Here is a 4,173-nt window from a genome sequence, read left to right as displayed (position 1 = left end):
TGTCGACCGATTCTCCTTTGAGGACGACGAACGGAATTTCAGGCCGGGTCCTCGGCCGACGCCTGCTTCGTTGACGAGAGGGCGGGTGAAGTGCCGCTGAACGGAAGGGATCTGGTAGTCCTGAGGTGCACCCCGATGCCTCGAAAACACGACCAGGTCATCGGGGCGGGCCAACCGCTCGGTCACCTGCCGCATACGCGTGGCGCCCCTGGAGAGGGGCTCGTCGATCAGGAGGATGCCAGGGGAATCGTTCCTGGCTGCCCACTGGTGGAGAATGCCACTCGAAATCGATCCGGCAGCAGGGAGGGGCACTCGGCCTCGGTCCCTCGGTCCGGCACCTCGAACGCGAGACGGGCCGATGGGCCTCGCTCAGCCGACCGGCGTCGGCGACGATTGAGGTTTCCCATCCTTGAATCTAAGTTTAGGCACGTTCGTCGCTCTCCACAAAACCTTCAGACAAGTCCATGCGCCGAGCGTGCCTCGTTCTTTTGAGTCTGTTTCTCGTCGCGTCTGTTCAGGCCCAGCCCGAGGACCACGGGCTGTGGACCATGTACCAGAATCACCTGAAGGGGGCGAAGTACGTCGACCTCACGTTCGCCTTCAGCCCCACGAGTCCCGTCTGGCCCGGGTTCGACAACGCCGAATTCCGGGCAGCAAAAGCTGGGAAACCGATCCCGGGCTACGTAAAGAAGGGCGACACCTACACCTACGAGGCGCACGGATTCATCGCCTCCTCGTACGTCCTGCCCACCGACCAGTACGGCACCCAGCTCGACCCGCCGGCCCACTGGAACGAATACGGGGCCACGATTAGCGACCTCCCGCCCACCTACGCGGTGCGGCCGCTGGTTGTGGTAGACATCCACGAGAAGGTGGCCAAGCAGCCGGGCTACCACGCCAAGGTGGAAGACGTGAAAGCGTGGGAAGAGAAATACGGCCCCGTGCCGGAGGGATCCGTGGTCATGTTTCGGTCCGACTGGCACGAGAAGTGGAAAACGAATCCGGACCGCTATAACAAGAAGCCGTTTCCCGGCGTGGCCCTGGAGACCGCCAAGTACCTGCACGAGAAGCGCGACATTCTTTTCCACGGCCACGAGCCCCTCGACACCGACACCACCGCCGGCCTCATCACCGAGGACTGGATCCTGAACAACAACTACGCGCAGGCCGAGGGGGTCACGAACCTGGACAAGGTGCCGGAGCAGGGCGCGCTCGTCGCCATCGGCTTCGCCAAGCCGAAGGGCGGCACCGGCGGGTACGCCCGCTACATTGCCATCTGCCCACCGGACTGGAAATACGGCGTGACAATGGAGGAGGCCCCCGGCGCCCCCCTCCCGGAGCACGAGCATCCGCTGCGGCGAGACGAGCACGGCGTCCTGCGTCCCACGCCCCAGGACCCCGAACAGGACGGGAACGGATCGAATCCCTGAAGGTCGATCTCATTGAGAAGGGGGCGTCGGCTGGTAGGCGTGGAGGGAATCTGTGAGCAGCGTGCCCCACGACGCGTTGTAGGGATGGACTCCTTCAACGCGCTGTCCAGCCCGGTATACGGGTCGTCCCTCGTTGGCCCAGCGAAAGATGGAGCCCTTCAGGTTGGCGACGTTCGTAAAGCCCTGGTCCCGAAGCGTCTGCGCGACGCCCGCGGACCGATACCCGACCGAGCAGTAAACGACGATGGGCCGGCCTGACGCGAGCGTATCGAGGGCCGGGTAGGCCTCGGCACTGGGAGCTACGCGCCGCGCCCCCCGCAGGTGGCTCACCGCATACTCCTCGGAGGAACGGGCATCGAGCAGGAGGGGGTGCGGACGCGTGTCCTCCGCCAGCCGCTCGGCGAGCGAGTCGGTGGGGATCGACGGCACATTCGGGTAGTCGGCCGCAATCATGTGCTCGACGGCCTGCCACGTCAGATCCTGCGAGCAGCCGGTCTGGACGACCAGGAGGCAGAGAAGGAACGCGAAGAGATTACGCATCGGCAACCGTGGGACGGCGGGGGCAAGTTCAAGAAGGGCTGCCGCTGTGGTGCGTATTGCGTAGTGCGTGTTGTGTAGGGGCCACATGAAATACGCGGTACGAAGTACGCAATACGAAATACGTTAAAGAGCAATGACGTCCTCAACACTGGAGGCTCTCTCGTAGACTTCAATGACCTCGTCGCTCGACGACATGCGAACGTGAGCCGTCACGCTCTTGTAGTTTCCTTTGCTGGACTCTCGGACCTGAACGGGGTGCTCGCCAAACACTTCCTTCAACTCGTCGAGGTGAGCCGCTGGGGCAATAAACTTAAAGGTGTACTGGGCCGGCCAATCGTTCTGGTCGTCGAGCAATTCTTTGAAACGGTCCCACCACGCGTCGTCATCCTTCGCGTCGGGCTGGTTAATGAATCGCATCGACTGGAAAACACTAATTACAAAAGTGCATCTTTTCCTACGTGGCCCAGCGTGGCTTCGTTCGCCATGATGACGGCGATCCCAAACGTGAAGTTGTTGAGAAAGGCTTCGCGACTCCATGCCTGCTGTAACATACGCGCGGATGTCTCTCGTTACTATAGCCAATTCTGTCCTTCCAATCCGCACACATTCTCCGAACAAGCCAAACGTCTTCATGACTACGTCTATACGCCGCCTGCGCAAAGCACCCGTGTGCAGTATGCTAGGGGCCCTGCTCCTGCTTGCCTTGTGTGCTGTGCCCTCCGTTCAGGGACAGGATCTGCTCCAGAAGTTTGAGAAGAAGACCACGACCTTCACGCTCGACAATGGGCTCGACTTCGTCATCGTAGAGCGCCACGACGCCCCGGTCGCGTCGTTTGCGACGTACGTCGACGTCGGGTCGGTGAACGAGCCGGAAGGGAAGTCCGGGATTGCGCACATGTTCGAACACATGGCCTTCAAGGGCACGACCACCATTGGTACCAAGAACATCGAGAAGGAGATGCAAGCCCTGCGGCGGCAGGAAAACATCTACCAGAAGCTGCGTCGCGAGAAAGCGAAGGGCCCGCAGGCCGACTCCGCCCGCATCGCAAAGCTCCAAAAAACGTTCGAGGCGGCTCAGAAGAAGGCCGAATCGTATCTCAAAGAGGGCGAGTTCAAAAACATTCTCGAGCGCAACGGAGCGACCAACCTTAACGCGTACACCTCTCGGGACCAGACGGTCTACCGGTATAGTCTGCCTGCCAACAAGGCCAAGCTCTTCTTCGCCCTGGAGTCGGACCGCTTCATGAACCCGGTGCTTCGCGAGTTCTACACGGAGCGGGACGTCGTCATGGAGGAACGGCGTTCGAGGGAATCGAACCCAGTGGGCCGTCTCTTTGAGTCGTTCATCACGACGGCCTTTAAGGCTCATCCATACGGCACCCCGACAATCGGGTACATGTCGGAGATCCGAAACCTCTCGCGGACCGATGCCCGACAGTTCTTTGACAAATACTACAACGCGAGCAACCTCACGATTGGCATCGCCGGGGACGTGGAGCCAAGTCGCATGAAAGAGCTCGCGAAGAAATACTTTGGTCGACTCCCGGAAGGGAAAGACCCGCTTCCAGTGGTTACCGACGAGCCGAAGCAGCAGGGCGAACGCCGGGTCATCATCCGCGAGCAAAGCAGGCCGGCGCTCTTTGTTGGCTATCACCGAGGAAGCATGCACAGCAAAAATGCTCCCGTGTACGACATCCTCTCGAATGTCCTTACGGGAGGTCGTACGAGCCGGCTATACGAGCGCCTCGTGGAGCAGGAGAAGATGTCTCAAGTGCAAGCCGTCCCAAGCTTTCCCGGAAGCAAGTACGAAAATCTCTTTGTCATCCTCGGATTCCCGAGCCGGGGCGTCTCGCCGGACAGCGTCGAACACGCCATTTACGACGAGCTGAACCAGATTGCAAAGAAGGGAATCTCGGCCGAGGAGTTGGAACGAGCCAAAACCCAGGCCCGGGACAATCTCATCGGTCAGCTCGATTCGAATCTCGGACTTGCCGTCCAGTTCGCGCAGAAGCAGACCTTGACGGGAGACTGGCGCAACATCTTCCGAGACCTGAATGAGATTGAAGCTGTCACGGTGGACGACGTGCAGCGGGTGGCACGGAAGACGTTCAAGCGCAGCAATCGCACGGTTGCCATGATCAAGACGAAGACGAAGGAGAAAGAGCAACCCACGGCTTCTGCGAAGTAACCGTGCAATTGTCTG

Annotated in this window: 4 protein-coding genes and 1 pseudogene; 2 read left to right on the top strand and 3 right to left on the bottom strand. The window is 60.5% G+C overall.

Annotated elements, in window-relative coordinates:
* Nucleotides 1-312 (bottom strand): annotated as a pseudogene (locus ABEL04_RS07210) (hypothetical protein); the annotation flags it as partial.
* A 152-nt stretch (nucleotides 313-464) separates the two neighbouring features.
* Between ABEL04_RS07210 and ABEL04_RS07205 the strand changes: the two are divergent.
* A complete protein-coding gene (locus ABEL04_RS07205) occupies nucleotides 465-1,430 on the top strand; it encodes a cyclase family protein (RefSeq protein ID WP_375801711.1) in 966 nt (321 codons plus the stop codon).
* A gap of 9 nt (nucleotides 1,431-1,439) precedes the next feature.
* On the opposite strand, the gene ABEL04_RS07200 is transcribed toward ABEL04_RS07205, so the two are convergent.
* A complete protein-coding gene (locus ABEL04_RS07200) occupies nucleotides 1,440-1,970 on the bottom strand; it encodes a rhodanese-like domain-containing protein (RefSeq protein WP_375801710.1) in 531 nt (176 codons plus the stop codon).
* Nucleotides 1,971-2,093: 123 nt separating this feature from the next.
* Nucleotides 2,094-2,387 (bottom strand): DUF493 domain-containing protein, encoded by a 294-nt coding sequence (locus tag ABEL04_RS07195; protein WP_375801709.1) that lies wholly within the window; start codon nucleotides 2,385-2,387, stop codon nucleotides 2,094-2,096.
* Between the two features lie 214 nt (nucleotides 2,388-2,601).
* Here ABEL04_RS07195 and ABEL04_RS07190 point away from each other — a divergent pair, with 214 nt between their 5' ends.
* Complete coding sequence (locus ABEL04_RS07190; RefSeq protein ID WP_375801708.1) at nucleotides 2,602-4,158, top strand: M16 family metallopeptidase; 1,557 nt, start codon at nucleotides 2,602-2,604, stop codon at nucleotides 4,156-4,158.
* Nucleotides 4,159-4,173 lie beyond the last annotated feature (15 nt).

The sequence above is a fragment of the Salinibacter sp. genome (assembly GCF_042218895.1).
Classification (GTDB): domain Bacteria; phylum Bacteroidota; class Rhodothermia; order Rhodothermales; family Salinibacteraceae; genus Salinibacter.
This window is presented reverse-complemented; position numbering and strand designations above follow the sequence as displayed.

Excerpts from the sequence above, each read along its gene's own strand:
- ABEL04_RS07200 (WP_375801710.1), bottom strand. The coding sequence starts at position 1,970 with ATGCGTAATCTCTTCGCGTTCCTTCTCTGCCTCCTGGTCGTCCAGACC.
- ABEL04_RS07195 (WP_375801709.1), bottom strand. The coding sequence starts at position 2,387 with ATGCGATTCATTAACCAGCCCGACGCGAAGGATGACGACGCGTGGTGG.
- ABEL04_RS07190 (WP_375801708.1), top strand. The coding sequence starts at position 2,602 with ATGACTACGTCTATACGCCGCCTGCGCAAAGCACCCGTGTGCAGTATG.
- ABEL04_RS07205 (WP_375801711.1), top strand. The coding sequence starts at position 465 with ATGCGCCGAGCGTGCCTCGTTCTTTTGAGTCTGTTTCTCGTCGCGTCT.